The following is a 16,264-nucleotide window of genomic DNA, read 5'->3' as shown; positions in this document are numbered from 1 at the left end:
TCCACCGTGTACGTCCGCCCGGAACGGCACGGGCCCGCCGGGCGGCCCTCAACGGGGCAGCTGCCCCTGCCTGTTGATCTCCGTCACCCGGGCGCGGAGCACCACGCCCGGCGGTGCCGGCTGCACCGCGTCGGGCGGGCAGTCCCACTCCGGGCCCCCGCCGGGCGGACGCAGCCGGATGTCCGGGCCCACCCGGCCCACCACGCGCCCGACCTTGCCCGTCCGGGCGTCGACCGCGAACGATCCCCGCTCCGGCACACACGGCTCAAGCCTCTCGACCGACATGTTCCACGCCCTCCTTCACCTGCCCGTTCTCCCCGTCGATCTCCCTCTTCATGCGTTCGGCCGCAGGCATGAGCCGGTGGAACCGCGTCGACAACTCCAGGGAGGCCATGTCGAAGGCTCCCGGGTGCGGCCGTTCGCCCCTCGCGCCGTGCCCCACGGGCCCGACGCGCGGGTCTATCGTGAATACATGGCCACTCCCGAACTCATCCGTATCGTCTCCCGCGACTCGCCCATGGCCCTGGCCCAAGTGGAGCGCGTACGGGCCGAACTGACGGCGCTGCACCCCGGTATCGCCACCGAGGTCGTCCCCGTGAAGACGACCGGGGACAAGTGGATGGGGGACCTCTCCCAGGTGGAGGGGAAGGGCGCGTTCACCAAGGAGGTCGACGCGGCGCTGCTCGCCGGGGAGGCCGATCTCGCGGTGCACTGCGTGAAGGACGTCCCCGCGGACCGGCCGCTGCCCGCCGGGACGGTGTTCGCGGCGTTCCTGAAGCGCGACGACGTACGGGACGCCCTCGTGCACCCCGGTGGCCTCACGCTCGACGAACTGCCGGAGGGGACCCGTATCGGGACCTCGTCCGTACGCCGGATCGCGCAGCTGTCGGCCTCGCACCCGCATCTGGAGTGCGTACCGTTCCGGGGCAACGCCAACCGGCGGCTGGAGAAGCTGGCGGCGGGCGAGGCGGACGCGCTGCTGCTCGCCGCGTCCGGGCTCGCGCGCATCGGGCGCTCCGACGCCGTCTCCGAGGTGCTCTCCACGGACGCGATGTGCCCGCCGATCGGCGCCGGAGTGCTCGCGCTCCAGTGCCGCGAGGACGACAGCGCCACGATCGACGCGGTCAGCGGCCTCAACCACCCGGGGACGTACCGGGAGATGACCGCCGAGCGGATGTTCCTGCACGTGCTCCAGGGGCACTGCAACAGCCCGATCGCCGGTTACGCCACCTCCGGAGGCAACGGCGAACTCTCGCTGCGTGCCTGCGTGTTCACGCCGGACGGCAAGACCGTCCTGAACGCCCACGAGTGGGCCGGCCCGCTCGACCCCGCCACCCTCGGCACCTCGGTCGCGGTCACCCTGCTGCGCCAGGGCGCCCGCGAGCTGATCGACTCCATCGAGCACTGACACCGGCCCGGGATGAATGACGGCATGGAGCAGAACGGGCTGGAGGGGCCGGCGGCGCTGGGCAGGCTGAAGGCGCTGGGCGGGCTGGAGGGGGACAGGGTTCTGCTGCGGCCGACGACCGACGGCGACACCGAAATCCTCCACCGGGTCGTACGCGAACCGGAGGTCGCGGCGTGGTGGTCACCGCCCCCGGACAGCTACCGGGACAAGCTGGCCATCGTCTTCGAGGGCGAGGTCGTCGGTGCCATCCAGTTCAGCGAGGAGAACGATCCGCAGTTCCGCCGAGCCGGTATCGACATCTTCCTGACGACGAGGCTGCGTGGCAGGGGGCTCGGTACCGACGCGGTACGCACCCTGGCCCGGTGGCTGGTGGGCGAACGCGGCCATCACCGGCTGACCATCGACCCCGCGGCGGCCAACACCTCGGCGATCCGCTGCTACGCCAAGGTCGGGTTCAAGCCGGTGGGAATCATGCGGGCGTACTGGCACAACGAGCGGACGGGTGCCTGGGAGGACGGTCTGCTGATGGACCTGCTCGCGGACGAGCTGATCTGAGCGCGCTCACAGACAGGAGCGGGCGCGCGAACGAATCATCGACAAGCAACCCGAAAGAGTGAATTCGCCGGGCGTGCCCACGCCGTGCGGCGCTTCCCGACGTGCTCGCACATCCCGTGCGTACGGGCTTCCCCACCGCCACTTCCGGCGCTCCGGCCCCCTGCGTCCCGCCCGTACGGCCCTCGGGGCCCTTCGGGGTGCTTCCGGGGCCTCTCCGGGGCACTTCCGGGGCCTTTCCGGGGCCGGGGATTCCGCTTCACGGGTAGGGCATCAGGTTCCTCGGGGCCGCGCAGGGCATTTCGCTGTCGGCGAGAGGTGACTCCCGGCGGGTGGGGCGTCCGTACCTTCGGAGCGCTGAACCGAAGTGTCCGGAGTGTGCGGAAGGCAGGGGAGCACCATGGGAACGCTGGAAGGCAGAACCGCCGTCGTGACGGGCGGCTCCCGGGGGATCGGCCGGGGCATCGTGGAGCGGCTCGCGCGTGAGGGCGCCGAGGTCGTGTTCAACTACGCGCAGAACACCGGGGCGGCCGAAGAGGTCGTCCGTGCCGTCGAGGAAGCGGGCGGCCAGGCACGGGCGTTGAAGCTGGACCTGGCGGAGTCCGGGGCGGCGGAGAAGCTGATGGAGGCCGCCGAGAAGCAGTCGGCCGGTGGTGTGAGCATTCTGGTGAACAACGCGGCGCTGACCTTCACGCCGGCCCCGCTCGCCGCCATCGAGGAGGAGGTCTTCGACCAGGCGTTCGCGGTGAACACGAAGGCCGCGTTCCTCACCCTGCGGTACGCGGCCCGGCACATGCCGGACGGTGGCCGGATCATCAACATCTCGACGCTCAACACCCTGCGGACCGCCCCGGGCATCGTGCCGTACCTGGTCAGCAAGGGTGCGCTGGAGCAGCTCACCGCGGGAGCGGCGGCCGAGCTGGGCGCGCGCGGGATCACCGTCAACACCGTCTCCCCCGGCGCCACCGACACCGATCTGCTGCGGGGCACCAACCCGGCCGAGGCGCTGGCCACGATCCCGGCCATGACTCCGCTCGGGCGCCTCGGGACACCCTCCGACATCGCGGCCGTGGTCGCCTTCCTCGCCGGGGACGAGGGCCGCTGGATCACCGGCCAGAACATCCGGGCCACCGGCGGACTGGGCTGACCCGGACCGGACTGACCTGGACCGGACCGACCCGGACCGGAGCACGGCAATGGGCCCGGCGGGGCGGGGCACTCGGGTACGCGGACGTACCGAGCGGCCGCGCTCCGCCGGGCCCTTCGGCGCGCGCGGCGCACGCGGTAGGCGCGGTAGGCGCGGTAGGCGCAGGCGAAAACACGTGCCCCGGCGAGTGGGGTCTGCCGGACCCGGGGGACGGGGAGACGTCAGGGAGGACGGTGAGAAGGAGGCTGCGTCTGCCATGACTGCGACCCCGGTGGCCGGTGCGGACACGCCCGAGGTGAGCGATCGGCGGCTGACCCTCATCGGCCTGGTGCTGGCGCTCGGTACGTTCACCACGCTTCTCGACACCACGATCGTCACCATCGCCCTCGACCATCTGCACACGGCCTTCCACGCCTCGGTGGCCCAGACCCAGTGGGTGTCGACGGGCTACCTGCTGGCGTTCGTCTCGGTGATCCCGGTCAGCGGCTGGCTCTCCGAACGGTTCGGCGCGCGCAACGCGTGGTTGTTCGCCATCGGTGCCTTCCTCGCCGGTTCGCTGCTCTGCGGACTCGCGGACTCCCTGCCCGAACTCGTCGCGTTCCGGGTGGTCCAGGGGATCGGCGGCGGCATGGTCATGCCGATCACGCTCTCGCTCATCACCCGGGCGGCCGGCCCGGCACGGATCGACCGCGCGACGGCGGCGGTCGCGCTCCCCGGCCTGCTCGGGCCGCTCCTCGGTTCGGTGCTCGGCGGAGCCGTCGTGCAGGCGCTGAGCTGGCACTGGCTGTTCCTCCTGAACGTGCCGGTCTGCCTCGCCGCCCTCGTACTCGGCCCGGTCCTGCTGCCCGCCACCACCGGACGGCGGGGCCACCGGCTCGACGTGCCCGGGTTCCTGCTGCTCACGCCCGGGGTCGTCGCCGTCGCGTACGGCATCAGCCGGACGTCGGGGGCCGACGGTTTCGCGGCCGTCTCCGTCTGGCTGCCGCTCGCCGCCGGTGCCGCGCTGCTCGCCGCCTTCGCGGTGCACTCGCTACGGGCCCGCCGCCCCGCCCTCGTCGACGTCCGGATGTTCGCCCGGCGCGGCTTCGGCCTGGGGAGCGTCATCACCTTCGCGAGCGGGTTCACCACCTACGCGCTGTCGTTCCTGCTGCCGCTCTTCCATCAGCAGGTCCGTGGGGCGACGGTGCTCCACACCGGTCTGCTGCTCGTCACGCAGGGGCTCGGCACGATGTTCTTCGTCGTCGCCCTGCGCACCGTCGCCGCCCGGCTCGACGGGCGCGTGGTCGTCGCCGCCGGGGTGGCGCTGGCGATGCTCGGTACGGTGCCGTTCGCCCTCGCGGACACCCACGGCGGTACGCCGCTGCTGCTGGCCGCGCAGTTCGCCCAGGGACTCGGCTTCGCCGCGACCACGTTCCCGGTGATGACACTCGCCTTCTCGAACCTGAGCCACGACGAAGCCCCGCGTGGCAGCGCCGCGTTCAGCGTCGTACAGCGCGTCGGGGCGCCCTTCGGTGTGGCGGTCGTCGCCGTCGTCCTGCAGAGCCGCCTCGGGGGCGCGACCACCGCGTCGGAGAGGCTCGCGGCGTTCTCCGGCGCGTTCTGGTGGACCTTCGGGCTGAGCACGGTCCCGCTCCTCCTCGCCTTCCTCCTCCCTTCGAAACGGGGGGCGAGGGCGGAGGCCGCAACGCGGGAAGTCAGGCCGGCCTGATGAGCCGGCCGTTCACGACGGCCGGGAGAGAGCTGGGCATCTCGTCGGTGACCCAGGCGAACTCCAGGCCCGCGAGCGTGGCTCCGCGGTCCGTCCACACGAGGATCTCGCCGACGTAGGCACCGGACGGATCGTGGACGTGCGCATCCACGGGCACGATCTCTTGCCGCAGCTCCGCGTGCTCGCAAGGTTCCCGAACCCGGAGGTCGACGCTCACGGAGTCGGGCCCCCAGGCGGCGATCACCTCGGCACCGTCCAGCTGACTCCGCAGTCGCGACGAGCCCACGAACTCCGCCGCCAGGATGTGTTCGAGCACGGCTCGCTCGTCGGCGTTCAACGGGCGGGGGTCGATGGGGAGAGCAGCCATGCCCCCATTCTGAGGGGGGCGGGCGGGCCTTGTCGCAACGGTTCGTGGCTACGGGGCGGTGGCACGGCACCAGTTGCCCCATCCCGTTCCGGTGATCAATTCCGCTCCGGCAGGTTGGTGAACGTGTGTCTGGTGGTAGGTGACGGATGACGATGTCCGGTCGGGAGACGTACCGCTCGAACAGGCCCTACTGTGCAGGTCACGCACACCGCGCGGGACTCGTCCCGCGTGCACGCGTCGCCCGTCGGTGCCCTCGGCCCTCCCCCCGCTCCGGTCAAGCCACAGCTCAAACCACCGCTCAAACCACCGGTCAGCCCCGCCAGTTCTCCCGAGAAGAGATCGCCATGCCCCAAGCGCCCGCCCTCATAGGCAAACTCGCGGAATCCGCCATGGGCCGCCGTGCGCGCGTACTCGATGTCCAGCAGCCCGCCCCCGGCTTCCTCGAACTCACGCTGAGCGCGGAGTCGCCGCCCGGCGGCTGGCACCCCGGGCACGAGATCCAGTTCCGGGTCACCCCCACCCTGAGCCGCCGCTACACGGTACGGACCGTGGGCGAGCCCGGCACGGGTATCGGCAGTGGCACTGGCACTGGCACCGGCACCGGCACCGGCACCGACCGTGGGGCCGACGCCGAGCGGATTCGCATCCTCGCCGACACCGAGTCCCAGGGCCCGGGCGCCACGTGGGTGGGTCAACTCCGCCCCGGTACCGAGACCGTGATGCTGGCCGGCCGGCACCGCCCCCTCCGCGAGACCGGGGGCCGACGCCTCTACCTCGGTGACGGCTCCGCACTCGGCACCCTCGACGCCTACGCCCGGGTGGACGAACAGTCCCTCGTGGCCATCGAGGTGCCGCCGGCCGCAGTCGGGGCCCTGGCCGCCCGCTGGCCCCGGTACCACTTCCTGCCCGTCACCAAGGCTCCTGGCGACGCGCTCTTCGCCTGGCTCGAACGCGCGGCGGGCGAGGGGGAGTTCGCCCGTCTCGACGGCGCGATGCTGCTGGGCCATGCGCAGTCCATCCAGCGCCAGCGGGCCGCTCTGGTCGACAGCCGGATACTGCCGCGCCGCGCCGTCACCACCAAGCCGTACTGGGCCACCGGCAAAGCAGGGCTCTGAGCCCCCGTTCCTCCACCTGAACGGCCCAAGATCCCACGCCCGGGACCCGAGACCCGAGACCCGGGCTCAGCCGCTCGCGCACTACGTGCAGACCGGTCGGAGGGTGCGCGTGAAAAGAGTCAACCTCTCACGTCCGTCCCCGGTGCGAGCCGAGATCATCAAAAGTGCATACCCGCCTTCCGGTTGGGCCCCTACGGTCTCCATCCAGGACACGGCAACCACGGAGAGGCCGAAAGACCGGAGCGTGCGGCGCCCGTCGTGAGTCGCGGGCCGCCCCGGTCGCAGCGCGCGTCCCCTGCGCGCCTGACGCCACCTCTCCGGAATGCCGTGCTTCCCCGGACGGAAAGGGAACACATGCACCGTATGGCTCTGCCCGACACCGGCTCGGTCCCACGCAGTCGCATGGTGCGCACCGTACTCAGCACCGTGCGGAGGCTCGCCGCCCTGTACGGAGGGCACCGTCCGCCTGTTGCGGCGATCACTGCCGGGCTGCTGGCATTCGGCGCGATCGGAGCGATCGGTACCGTCGGCGCGGCCGACACGGCCCGGGCGGGCACCATCGGTACGACCCCCGGCACCTACACCGACTACGCGTTCGCCGGGGCTCCCGCCCTGACCGACGTGACCTGGTCGACCGACGTCCTCACCGACCCCGGACCTACGTCCCAGGTCTTCTGGAGCCACCAGTTCGACTTCGACAAGGGCAACGGCGCCTACCTCGGCATGCAGTCCAACGGCGGGTCCAACAGGACGTTCCTGTTCTCCGTCTGAACGTGTCCCAGGCCAGAACGGGCAGTACCGGCAGCTACTGCCAGAGCTTCGGCGGCGAGGGGGCCGGTCAGAGCTGCCGGATGTCCCTCGCCTGGACGGCCGGGCACACGTACACCTTCACCGTCGCCTCCGAAGGCGGCGGCTGGTTCGGAGCCACGGTCCGTGACACCACCGCCGGGACCTCGTTCAAGCTCGGCAGCATCCTGACTCCGGCCACCGCCATCTCCACGTCGGGCATGGTGGACTGGACCGAGTTCTTCGAGTGGAACGACTCCCGCGCCACCTGCTACGACCAGCCCTTCAGCGACGCGCGCTTCGGCCTGCCCACCGCGAACGGCGGGACCGTCACGGCCAAGGTCTCCCGTACCTCCGACAACGGCAACGCCTGTGCGTCGATGACCCGGACCGACTCCGTCACCGGCGGCACCGTGCAGAACCTGGCGGTCGGCAACTCGGTGCGCGGCGCGGTCACCGGGCTCGCCGGGAAGTGTCTGGACTCCCGCGGCGGGGTCGGCGACGGGACCGCCGCCGACCTCAGCTCCTGCACCGGCGGCGTCAACCAGGCGTGGGTCCGGTCCTCCGACGGCACTCTGCGGCTGCGCTCCGACTACTGCCTGACCGCCGGCGGCACCGTCTCCGCCTCGGCCGTACTGGTGCGCGACTGTGCCGGTACGGGCACCGGCGGCGCGGTCACCGGCAGGTCGAAGCTCTGGACGTACGACGCCACCACGCACGCCCTGGTCAACAAGGCCTCCGGGCTCTGCCTGGACGTCCCGGGCAGCCGGAGCGCCGACGGAACGGCCCTGATCGTGTACGTCTGCACGGGGAACACCAACCAGCAGTGGACCCCGCCCGCCACCGCCTGAGGCGCCCCCGGGCCCCTCGTCAGTCCCGCCGGATCAGCTCCGGGTCGATGCGGCGGCCGACGACGGGGAGGGAGCCAGCGGTGGCCAGGGTGAGGACGCCGGCCGCGCAGAGGGCGAGGAGGGGGAGGCCGTCGGTGTCCCAGAGGATGTCGCCGCCGCCCGCGACGAGGTAGCTGGATTCGGTGAGCTTGCCGGTGACCAGGGCGAGGGTCAGGCCCAGGGTCAGCGGGAGGACGACCTGGGCGCACTGGACGGCGCGCAGGGTGCGGGGGCGGGCGCCGAGGAGGGCGAGGGCGGTGACCTGGGAACGGCGCTCCACCGCGCGGTCGGTGGCGGCGACCACGTAGGCGGCGACGCCGACGACCAGGCCGAGGACCATTCCGGCGCCGAGCAGCGCCTCGATGACGGCGATCTGCTGGAGTGCTCCCACGTCGACACCGATCGCCGTGGTGTAGGCGGTGGGTGCGGCGGCTCCGATTCCGTCGAGGACCTTCCGCACCGCGTCCGCGTCCGGGGCGCTGGTGAGGAGGATGTTCGCCCGGTCCGGTACCGCCCCCTTCGGGAAGGCGGAGGGCGGTACCAGGAGAGGCAGGTCGGCCGCCATGGGTTCGTACGCCGTGTAGTGGGCCTCCGCCCCGGGGACGGTCACGCCGAGCATCCGGGTCCGGCCGTCCTCGCGGTAGGTGAACGGATAGGTGGTGCCCGGGTGTTCGAGGTCGCCGCCGACCGAGGTGTTCCGGGCGGTGAGGCGCATGGCCTGCCCGTCGACACACCCTTGGAGGTCGATGACGAGCTCGGCCAGCTGGGCGCAGGTGGCGACCACCGCGTCCGTGGCGGGGCCGGGGTCCTCGCGGTTCATGTCCGTCCAGGAGTGCACCGCCAGGGCGTGGCCCCGGGCGCCGGGCACCTCGGTCAGGGCGGTCCGGCCCGCCGCGTCCACGCCGTCGAGCGAGACGGAGTAGTCCTGCCGGAAGGAGTTGGGGCGGGAGACCTGGCTCAGCTCGACCAGTACGCCCTGGGCGAGGGAGGCGGCGAAGACCACGAGGACGAGCCCGGAGGCGACCCGGAGGGCGCTGCCCGGTTCCACTTCGTTGCGCCGCATGGCGAGTCCGAGCGGGAGGGACTCGGTGGACCGGGCGACCAGCCGGGAGAGCCAGTGGCTGAGGAAGGGGAGGGTGAGGATCAGGCCGCTGCCCACCAGCAGGGCGGCCACCGGAACGAGCAGCCCGGACAGCCCCTCGTCGGTGGGTTTCCGGCCGGTCGCCCCCAGCACGCAGTAGGCGGTCACCACCCCCAGGCCCGCGACGAGGAGGTAGACGCCCCAGTGGCGGGGGCGCGCCGGTGGTGCGGTCCTGCGTACGGCGAGGGGGTCCCGGGCGGCCCGGCGGCCTCCGGCCCGCCCGGCGAACCAGGCGAGCACCGGGCAGACCACCAGGCAGGCCGCCACGGTGGAGGCGGAGAGCGCTCCGTCGGGGGCGTACCAGCGCAGGCCGGGCAGTCCGGTGCGCGCGACGACCTGGTTGACGAGGGTGTACAGGCCGAGGCCCGCGACCGCTCCCAGCAGCGCGGCGGCGACGGTCTCCGCCGCGTTCACCCGCTGGGTGCCCCTGGCGCTCAGGCCGAGCAGGCGCAGAGCCGCGAGTCTGCGGGTCCTGCTCGCCGCCGAGAGCCGGGCGCAGACGGTGAGGAACACGGCGAGCGGCAGAAGGACGAGGGTGGCGAGGGTGAAACGGAGGATGTCGAGGGTGGAGGGATCGACGGCGGGGGCGTCGGCGTACGTGCCTCCGAAGGCGGTGACGACGGTGCCCTTGGCCAGCCGGTCCGGGGTGACCCCGATGTAGGCGTACAGCTCGTCGGGGTGGCCGAGGCCCGCTGCGGTGATCCGGCCCCGCTCGTGACCGGGCAGGAGTTCGGCGAGCGCCGGATGGTCCTGGACCAGGGTGTGGAGGGCCGGTGAGAGGTACACCTCGCCCGGCCGGGGAAGCTCCGGGATCCCGGGCGGCGGGGCAGGCACCTCGTCGCCCCGGGCGATGAAGACCCGGCTGAGCGGCCGGGATCCGTACGCGTCGTCGAGGAGGAGCTGACGGGTGCCGTGCGGGTTCGCGGGAGTGGTGGGGTCGGCGGAGGCCGCCGGCTGCCGCCCTGCGGCCCGTCCGTCACGGGCTTCCAGGATGGCGGGGATGGTCAGCACGGCCGCCAGGCAGCACACTCCGATCGCGCCGCCCACGACCATCAGGAGGAAGCGGACCCGGTTTCCCCGGCCGGAGCCGAGCAGCAGTCTGAGCCCCAGTGCCAGCTCTTTCATACCGTCACCTGCTGTGCGAGCACGCCGTCCGTCATCGTGCAGCGGGTGTCGGCCCTGGCGGCCACCGACTGGTCGTGGGTGACCATGACGACGGCGCTTCCCCGGGCTCTCGCCAGGGTCAGGAACTCGTCGAGCACGGCTGTGGCGTTGGAGCTGTCGAGCGAGCCGGTGGGCTCGTCGGCGAAGACCACGGCGGGGCGGTGCACCAACGCCCGCGCCACGGCGGCCCGCTGGCTCTGGCCGCCGGAGACCTGGGAGGGCCGACGGCCCCGCAGACCGCCGAGCCCCAGCCGTTCGAGCACCTCCGCCACCTCGTCCAGCGCCGTCTTCTTGCGGAGCCCCGCGAGGCGGAGCGGCAGGGCGACGTTCTCCTCGATGGTCAGCTCGGGGAGCAACTCGCCGTACTGGAAGACGAATCCGAAGTGGTCGCGGCGGAGCGCGCTCAACTCCTCGTCTCCCAGGCCGCCGAGCGGCCGGCCGTCGAAGACGACCTGTCCGCCGGTGACCGGGACGACTCCGGCCAGGCAGTAGAGCAGGGAGGACTTCCCCGACCCGCTCTGCCCGGTGATCGCCACCACTTCGCCCGGCCGCACGGAGAGCCGCGCGTTCCTGACGGCCACGGTGGAGCCGTAGGAAAGGCAGACGTCGTCGGCCACCAGCGTCCCGGTCCTGATGTTCTGCATGGTTCTTGCCCCCTCGGTTCAGGGTCCGGGATTCGCCCGCACCCCACGTGTTCGTCGGCTCGACCACCGATGGATGGCGGCCACCGATGGATGGCGGCCACCGATGGATCCGGGACATCCCGTGGAATCCCGCCCCTTCGGGCCCCGCCGGGAAGTCCCGCCGGGCCCCCGGGAAGTCCCGCCAGGGCCCACTCCGGGAAGTCCCGCCCTCCCCCGTCGGACGGGTGTCACCTCTTGTAGTGCGGGGCAGTGGCGCAGTTGTCCGGGTGGAGGGTGCCCTTGTCCCGGCACACCCGGATACCGGCGTCGCTGGTGTACTGAGCGGCCGCGTCGTACACGAGCTTGTGGAGGGAGACCGTCTTCTTCTGCTTGCCGTAGAAGCGGTTCCAGTCGTATCCCTCGACCCGGACCTCGACGTAGACGTTGTGGCCGTCGCCGGAATCGGTGTCCTTGAGCTTCCCCTTGAACTCGAAGCCACCATGCTCGGTGCCCTTCGGGTTGAACCTGTACGTACCGCTGCTGAAGAGCGCGCCCGAGCTCTTCAAGCGGGGAATGGTGTGCCAACTGGCAGCAAGAGCAGCCCCGGCACCACCGGCGAAGAGTCCGGCCGCGAGCGCCGCACTCACCACGGCCTTCCGCCTGCCACTGCCACTGCGACGGCGGCTGCGACTGCCGCTGCTGCTGCCATTGCTGCTGCCCCTGCCCAGGGCCTTCACGGTGTTCGGGATGCTCAACTTGCCCAACATGGCCGACCTCCTGCCGACGCGCCGCCGAACCACCTCCAGGCGGCTCGTGATTACAGAACGTAGCAAGTCGAGGCACAGCGTGACCATAACGCTGTGTGAACTAACCCCCATCGGGTGATCCTGGGGCTTTCCTTTCAACCGCGCACGCAGACCGTGCCGTTCACGCCACAGGCGCACGCCATTCGCGCCCGCGCACCCTCTTCACCATCGAGTGCGCTCGCCCGTTCGGGGGGTGCCGTTCCGCCGCGGCCCACGCCCGGAGCTCAAGCGTCGGGATCCGAGCGCTCTTAACAAGGAAAGGGTGGACGGGACTGTTTTCCCACCCACCCACCCTGGCCGCGAGCGGCCGTTCACGGAGGACCGCCCGCAGACGCCCATTGCCCACCGGAAGCCGTGAACCGAGGGCGACTCACAGACGCCCACCGGAGCCGTGAACCGAGGGCAACTCGCAGACGCCCACGGGAAGCCGCCCGCCGAGGGCGACTCCCGGACGCCCCCTGAAAGCCGCTCGCCGACGGCCCGAACACCCCACCCCGGACCGGCAATACCCCAGGCCAGCCCCCCGGCCGCGTCACCCCCGCGCACCCATCTCATCCCCCAGGGTGACAATTGGTGATCGGCTTGCGACGCACAGTGTCGGCGATCTAGCGTTCGCCTCATCCAGACCAGACATGAGTCGACCCCTGCCGGTGGCCAATACCGGGCAGGGGCCTGACCAAGCAAGATCGAAAGAGGCGATCCAGATGGCTGCCGCCCAGCTTAGTGCCGCCCCCGTTGCCCCGCACGGCCCCTTGCCCCGTACCGCGCACCCGATGTCCAACCCCGGGTACGGCAAGCGTTCCGCCCCGAACCAAAAGCCGCCTTCCGCAAGCGATTTCGCACATCTGGAGCCCCGCGAGGCCGCGATCGCCACCTACATCGACCAGCTGCCGGACGGCTCCGACATCTCCGTGAAGACCCTCGCCAAGGTCCTCCCCTACGGACAGTGCGCGATGGGCACGGCGCTCAGGAGGCTCCAGGCAGCCGGGCACCTGCACCGCGACGAGATCGTCGTCGCCAACGAGACCTCGCTGCTCTGGGTGACCCGTACGCACTTCTCCCGTACCGCCCGCGACGCCGACTGGTGGAACACGTTCCTCCGGGGCGACGTACCGGCGGAGCCCCAACGGTCCACGCGCTCGCGGGCGTTCATCCTGCTGGCGGCGCTCGGCGAGGTCAACCGGTCGCTGGCGCTGCCGGAGGCCGCCTGCGTGATGCTGGAACCGCAGGTCACCGAGTGGTTCGAGCGCGGCGCCGACGAGGCCGACCTGCTCCACGCGCTCACCAGCGGGCTGCCGTCCCTCATCCATTACCCGCCCTCCTTCGTCGGGCGCCGACTGATCGACAAGCTGCCGCCCGTCCGGATCGCCGCACCAACGCCCCCGCCCGCGCCGTCCACCCGGCGCACCTCCGAATGCCGCGAGTGCAAGGCCCCCGGCCCCGAGGGCGCCCTGCTCGGCGGCCTCTGCCGACCCTGCCGGGGCGACCTCGCGCCGCTGGAGGCCCCGCCCGGAACGGTCCCCCACGACGACGTGCGCGGCCGCATGTCCCAGGTCCGCGCGGCACTGATCCCCCGCCAGGACCGCCCCCGGGGCCGCGCCGGTGTGACCGTCCGACGGCAAGGCGGCCAGAACCGCGCCAACCCGCCGACCGGGACGGTCTGAGGGAGGCCACCAGCCGCCAAAGACCACTCGTACGGGCAACGTCAGCGATCACCAAGCGCGTTGAGCCGCGCGGCCCGGCGCGTCAGGTGGTCGCGCTCGGCGAGGTCGGGTGCCCGGTGCGCCGCCTCGGCGTACAGCCGTGCCGCCTTCGCGAGGTCGCCGTCGCGCTCGTGGAGGTACGCCGCCACGGCGGTGTGGCGGGGCAGCGAGTCGTCCAGCGCCGCGAGCGCCGCCAGCCCCGCGCGTGGGCCGTCGGCCTCACCGACGGCTACCGCGCGGTTCAGCCGGACGACCGGGCTGTCGGTCAGGCGCGCCAACTCGTCGTACCACTCGACGATCTGCGGCCAGTCCGTCTCCTCGGCGGTGGGCGCGTCGGCGTGCAGGGCCGCGACGGCGGCCTGGGCCTGGTACTCGCCCAACCGGTCGCGGGCCAGGGCCGCCTGGAGAATCCCCACGCCCTCGGCGATCGCCCGGGTGTCCCACCGGCCCCGGTCCTGCTCGGCGAGCGGCACCAGACTGCCGTCCGACGCGGTGCGCGCGGCACGCCGGGCATGGTGGAGCAGCATCAGCGCGAGCAGCCCGGACACCTCGGGGTGGTCGATACGGGCCGCGAGCTGCCGGGTGAGCCGGATGGCTTCGGCGGCGAGGTCGACGTCGCCGGAGTAGCCCTCGTTGAATACCAGGTAGAGGACGCGCAGCACGGTACCGACGTCGCCGGGCCGGTCGAACCGCACGCCGGAGACGGTGCGCTTCGCCCGGCTGATGCGCTGCGCCATGGTCGCTTCCGGCACCAGGTAGGCGCGGGCGATCTGCCGGGTGGTGAGGCCCCCGACGGCACGCAGGGTCAGGGCGACCGCCGATGCCGGGGTCAGCGAGGGGTGGGCGCAGAGGAAGTAGAGGTGGAGCGTGTCGTCCACCGCGGGCGCGGGCCCCGGTACGGGCTCCTCCTCCACCCGGACCTCGCGGTGGCGGCGGGCGGTCTCCGCCCGGGTCGCGTCGAGGAACCTGCGCCAGGCAGCCGTGACCAGCCAGCCCTTCGCATCGCGCGGAGGGTCGGCCGGCCAGACTCGTACCGCCTGGAGCAGCGCTTCCTGCACGGCGTCCTCGGCCGCCGCGAAGTCGGCTCCGCGACGGACGAGGGCGGCGAGCACGCCGGGCGTGAGACTCCTGAGCAGAGCCTCGTCCAACGCCCCGCCCGCTGCCCCGGCGGAGGCCCCGGCGGAGGCCCGAGACGCCCCGGACGCCCCGGACGCCCGGCCCGCCGCCCCGCCCGTCGGCGAGGTCACTCCGAGATGGTGGGGTGGTGCGAGCCCATGAAGGGGCGCAGTTCCAGCCACTCGTGGATCGGTGCGCCGCCCGCGCCCGGGGCGGCCGAGAGCTCCCCGGCCAGCTCGACGGCGCGTTCGTAACTGTCGACGTCGATCACCATCCATCCCGCGATGAGGTCCTTGGTCTCGGCGAACGGGCCGTCGGTGACCGGCGGGCGCCCCTCACCGTCGTACCGGACCCACGTTCCCTCGGGCGCGAGCGCCTGGCCGTCGACGTACTCACCGGTCTTCTCCAGCCGGGCCGCGAAGTCGTTCATGTACTGGATGTGGGCCGAGATCTCCTCCGGGGTCCACTTGTCCATCGGCACGTCGTTGGCCGGAGCCGGGGCACCCCGGTAGTGCTTGAGCATCAGGTACTTCGCCATGGTGTCTCTCCTCGCTGCGGCGACCGTGTGAGCGGTCGCGTCCGTCACGCCCGTGGTCGCGTCCGTCGCGTCCGTGGTCGTCGAGTCCGTGGTCGCGTCCGTCGCGTCCGTGGTCGTGGTCGCGTTCGTCGCTTTCACTACGGGGACGGAGCCGGTCGCGGGTTCTCGACATCGCCGGGCAAGAAACTTCCCGGACCTCTCCCGACCACTCCCAGCGTGCTGCCCGGCTCTCCGGGTGTCCAACGAGCGGATGCCCAACGAGCGGGAGCCCAACGAGCGGATGTCCAACGAGCGGATGTCCAACGAGCGGATGTCCAGCTCCCCTGCGCGATCCGCCACGCGCGCCCAGCTCTCCACGTGTCCAACGAACGCAGGCCTGGCAAACGCGTGACCGACGACGCCACCCGCAGCGGGTACGGCGGAGTACGACGCGCCGGTCAGTCGCCCAGGACGCGGCCCAAGGCGCGGCGGGCACGGGCCGGGGCGGCCGGATCGCGAGTGAGCTGGAGGAAGTGGTTGAGAGAGAGCATGATGCCCACGAGTTCGAAGACCATCTGCTCGGCGTCCGTGTCCTCCGGCAGCTCTCCCGCCCTGACCGCCCACTGGACGTGAAGACGCAGGTCGCGACGCCACAGATCGCTCAGCCCCGCGACGGAGTCGCGCACCGGGCCCTCGCGCCCGTCGAACTCGGTGGCCGCCGCGGCGAAAAAGCAGCCGCCGGGCAGTACGTTCCGCTCCAGCAGCGACACCCACGCCTCGCACAACGCCCGCAGCCGCGCCAGACCGGCCGCCACGTCCCGTACCTTCTCCGGCACCTCCCGGGCGAACAACTCGGCCGCGGCATCCAGGACGTCGAGTTGCAGGCGTTCCTTCGTGCCGAAGTGGCCGAGCACTCCGGCCTTGCTCATCGCCAGTTCAGTGGCCAGGCGCCCGATGGTGAGCCCTTCGAGCCCGTCCGCCGAGGCGATCACCAGACCGCGCTCCAGAATGCGCTGCCGGGTGCGGCGGGTCTCCACGACCGAGTTCCGAGGGCTCATGGGAGCCGATCATAGTCCCGCACGAACCATTTAGCTTCCGACCGATCGGTTGCTATATTCCGGAGGAGTCGCCACCCGGCCACCCACCCGGCCGGCCGGTACCGCACGGCGGCGGGCCGGTACCGCACGGCGGCCGGCCGGTACCGCATGGCCTGACCGAAGG

Annotated in this window: 17 protein-coding genes; 8 read left to right on the top strand and 9 right to left on the bottom strand. The window is 72.1% G+C overall.

Annotation, left to right across the window (positions count from 1 at the left end):
- Nucleotides 1–48: 48 nt before the first annotated feature.
- The gene (locus ACWCWD_RS30540) at nucleotides 49–285 is read right to left on the bottom strand and encodes a hypothetical protein (RefSeq protein ID WP_450777766.1); all 237 of its coding nucleotides are present in this window, start codon (nucleotides 283–285) and stop codon (nucleotides 49–51) included.
- A complete protein-coding gene (locus ACWCWD_RS30535; protein WP_450777764.1) occupies nucleotides 266–394 on the bottom strand; it encodes a hypothetical protein in 129 nt (42 codons plus the stop codon). Before ACWCWD_RS30535 ends, ACWCWD_RS30540 begins: the two co-directional genes overlap by 20 nt.
- A gap of 78 nt (nucleotides 395–472) precedes the next feature.
- Between ACWCWD_RS30535 and hemC the strand changes: the two genes are divergently transcribed.
- The 4 genes from hemC (at nucleotide 473) to ACWCWD_RS30515 (ending at nucleotide 4,815) form a co-directional block, all read left to right on the top strand.
- Nucleotides 473–1,408 carry a hydroxymethylbilane synthase gene (hemC, locus tag ACWCWD_RS30530; protein WP_450777762.1) on the top strand — a complete coding sequence of 312 codons (936 nt, stop codon included), beginning with the start codon at nucleotides 473–475 and terminating at the stop codon, nucleotides 1,406–1,408.
- A 24-nt stretch (nucleotides 1,409–1,432) separates the two neighbouring features.
- On the top strand, nucleotides 1,433–1,963 hold the full coding sequence (gene aac(6'), locus ACWCWD_RS30525; protein WP_450777760.1) for an aminoglycoside 6'-N-acetyltransferase: 531 nt from the start codon (nucleotides 1,433–1,435) through the stop codon (nucleotides 1,961–1,963).
- 397 nt (nucleotides 1,964–2,360) lie between these two features.
- Nucleotides 2,361–3,107, top strand: a complete 747-nt coding sequence (locus ACWCWD_RS30520; RefSeq protein ID WP_450777758.1) for an SDR family oxidoreductase — start codon at nucleotides 2,361–2,363, stop codon at nucleotides 3,105–3,107.
- Nucleotides 3,108–3,363: 256 nt separating this feature from the next.
- Nucleotides 3,364–4,815, top strand: a complete 1,452-nt coding sequence (locus tag ACWCWD_RS30515) for a DHA2 family efflux MFS transporter permease subunit (protein WP_450777756.1) — start codon at nucleotides 3,364–3,366, stop codon at nucleotides 4,813–4,815.
- Here the strand turns inward: ACWCWD_RS30515 and ACWCWD_RS30510 are convergent.
- Entirely contained in the window at nucleotides 4,802–5,182 is a 381-nt protein-coding gene (locus tag ACWCWD_RS30510; RefSeq protein ID WP_450777754.1) for a hypothetical protein, read from the bottom strand. The two genes, ACWCWD_RS30515 and ACWCWD_RS30510, sit on opposite strands and share 14 nt — an antisense overlap.
- A 344-nt stretch (nucleotides 5,183–5,526) precedes the next feature.
- Here ACWCWD_RS30510 and ACWCWD_RS30505 point away from each other — a divergent pair, with 344 nt between their 5' ends.
- The 3 genes from ACWCWD_RS30505 to ACWCWD_RS30495 all read left to right on the top strand — a co-directional run bounded on the left by ACWCWD_RS30505 (nucleotide 5,527) and on the right by ACWCWD_RS30495 (nucleotide 7,934).
- Nucleotides 5,527–6,297, top strand: a complete 771-nt coding sequence (locus ACWCWD_RS30505; RefSeq protein WP_450777752.1) for a hypothetical protein — start codon at nucleotides 5,527–5,529, stop codon at nucleotides 6,295–6,297.
- 354 nt (nucleotides 6,298–6,651) lie between these two features.
- Complete coding sequence (locus ACWCWD_RS30500) at nucleotides 6,652–7,068, top strand: hypothetical protein (protein WP_450777750.1); 417 nt, start codon at nucleotides 6,652–6,654, stop codon at nucleotides 7,066–7,068.
- Nucleotides 7,069–7,070: 2 nt separating this feature from the next.
- Nucleotides 7,071–7,934 (top strand): ricin-type beta-trefoil lectin domain protein, encoded by an 864-nt coding sequence (locus ACWCWD_RS30495; RefSeq protein ID WP_450777748.1) that lies wholly within the window; start codon nucleotides 7,071–7,073, stop codon nucleotides 7,932–7,934.
- Between the two features lie 19 nt (nucleotides 7,935–7,953).
- Here ACWCWD_RS30495 and ACWCWD_RS30490 read toward each other — a convergent pair whose 3' ends face one another.
- From ACWCWD_RS30490 to ACWCWD_RS30480, 3 genes are all read right to left on the bottom strand, one after another.
- Complete coding sequence (locus ACWCWD_RS30490) at nucleotides 7,954–10,239, bottom strand: FtsX-like permease family protein (protein ID WP_450777746.1); 2,286 nt, start codon at nucleotides 10,237–10,239, stop codon at nucleotides 7,954–7,956.
- The gene (locus ACWCWD_RS30485) at nucleotides 10,236–10,922 is read right to left on the bottom strand and encodes an ABC transporter ATP-binding protein (RefSeq protein ID WP_450777744.1); all 687 of its coding nucleotides are present in this window, start codon (nucleotides 10,920–10,922) and stop codon (nucleotides 10,236–10,238) included. Before ACWCWD_RS30485 ends, ACWCWD_RS30490 begins: the two co-directional genes overlap by 4 nt.
- A 227-nt stretch (nucleotides 10,923–11,149) precedes the next feature.
- A complete protein-coding gene (locus tag ACWCWD_RS30480; protein ID WP_450777742.1) occupies nucleotides 11,150–11,668 on the bottom strand; it encodes a hypothetical protein in 519 nt (172 codons plus the stop codon).
- An 812-nt stretch (nucleotides 11,669–12,480) separates the two neighbouring features.
- Between ACWCWD_RS30480 and ACWCWD_RS30475 the strand changes: the two genes are divergently transcribed.
- Nucleotides 12,481–13,371, top strand: a complete 891-nt coding sequence (locus ACWCWD_RS30475; RefSeq protein ID WP_450777740.1) for a hypothetical protein — start codon at nucleotides 12,481–12,483, stop codon at nucleotides 13,369–13,371.
- Nucleotides 13,372–13,412: 41 nt separating this feature from the next.
- Here the strand turns inward: ACWCWD_RS30475 and ACWCWD_RS30470 are convergent, their stop codons facing one another.
- From ACWCWD_RS30470 to ACWCWD_RS30460, 3 genes are all read right to left on the bottom strand, one after another.
- Nucleotides 13,413–14,558 carry an RNA polymerase sigma factor gene (locus ACWCWD_RS30470; RefSeq protein ID WP_450777835.1) on the bottom strand — a complete coding sequence of 382 codons (1,146 nt, stop codon included), beginning with the start codon at nucleotides 14,556–14,558 and terminating at the stop codon, nucleotides 13,413–13,415.
- A 95-nt stretch (nucleotides 14,559–14,653) separates the two neighbouring features.
- Nucleotides 14,654–15,064, bottom strand: a complete 411-nt coding sequence (locus ACWCWD_RS30465) for a YciI family protein (protein ID WP_450777833.1) — start codon at nucleotides 15,062–15,064, stop codon at nucleotides 14,654–14,656.
- Nucleotides 15,065–15,501: 437 nt separating this feature from the next.
- Nucleotides 15,502–16,101 carry a TetR/AcrR family transcriptional regulator gene (locus ACWCWD_RS30460; RefSeq protein ID WP_450777738.1) on the bottom strand — a complete coding sequence of 200 codons (600 nt, stop codon included), beginning with the start codon at nucleotides 16,099–16,101 and terminating at the stop codon, nucleotides 15,502–15,504.
- Nucleotides 16,102–16,264: the final 163 nt, after the last annotated feature.

Source organism: Streptomyces sp. NPDC001493, from assembly GCF_053597235.1.
The sequence above is the reverse complement of the archived record's forward strand: the minus strand, read 5'-3'. Positions and strand labels throughout refer to the sequence as shown.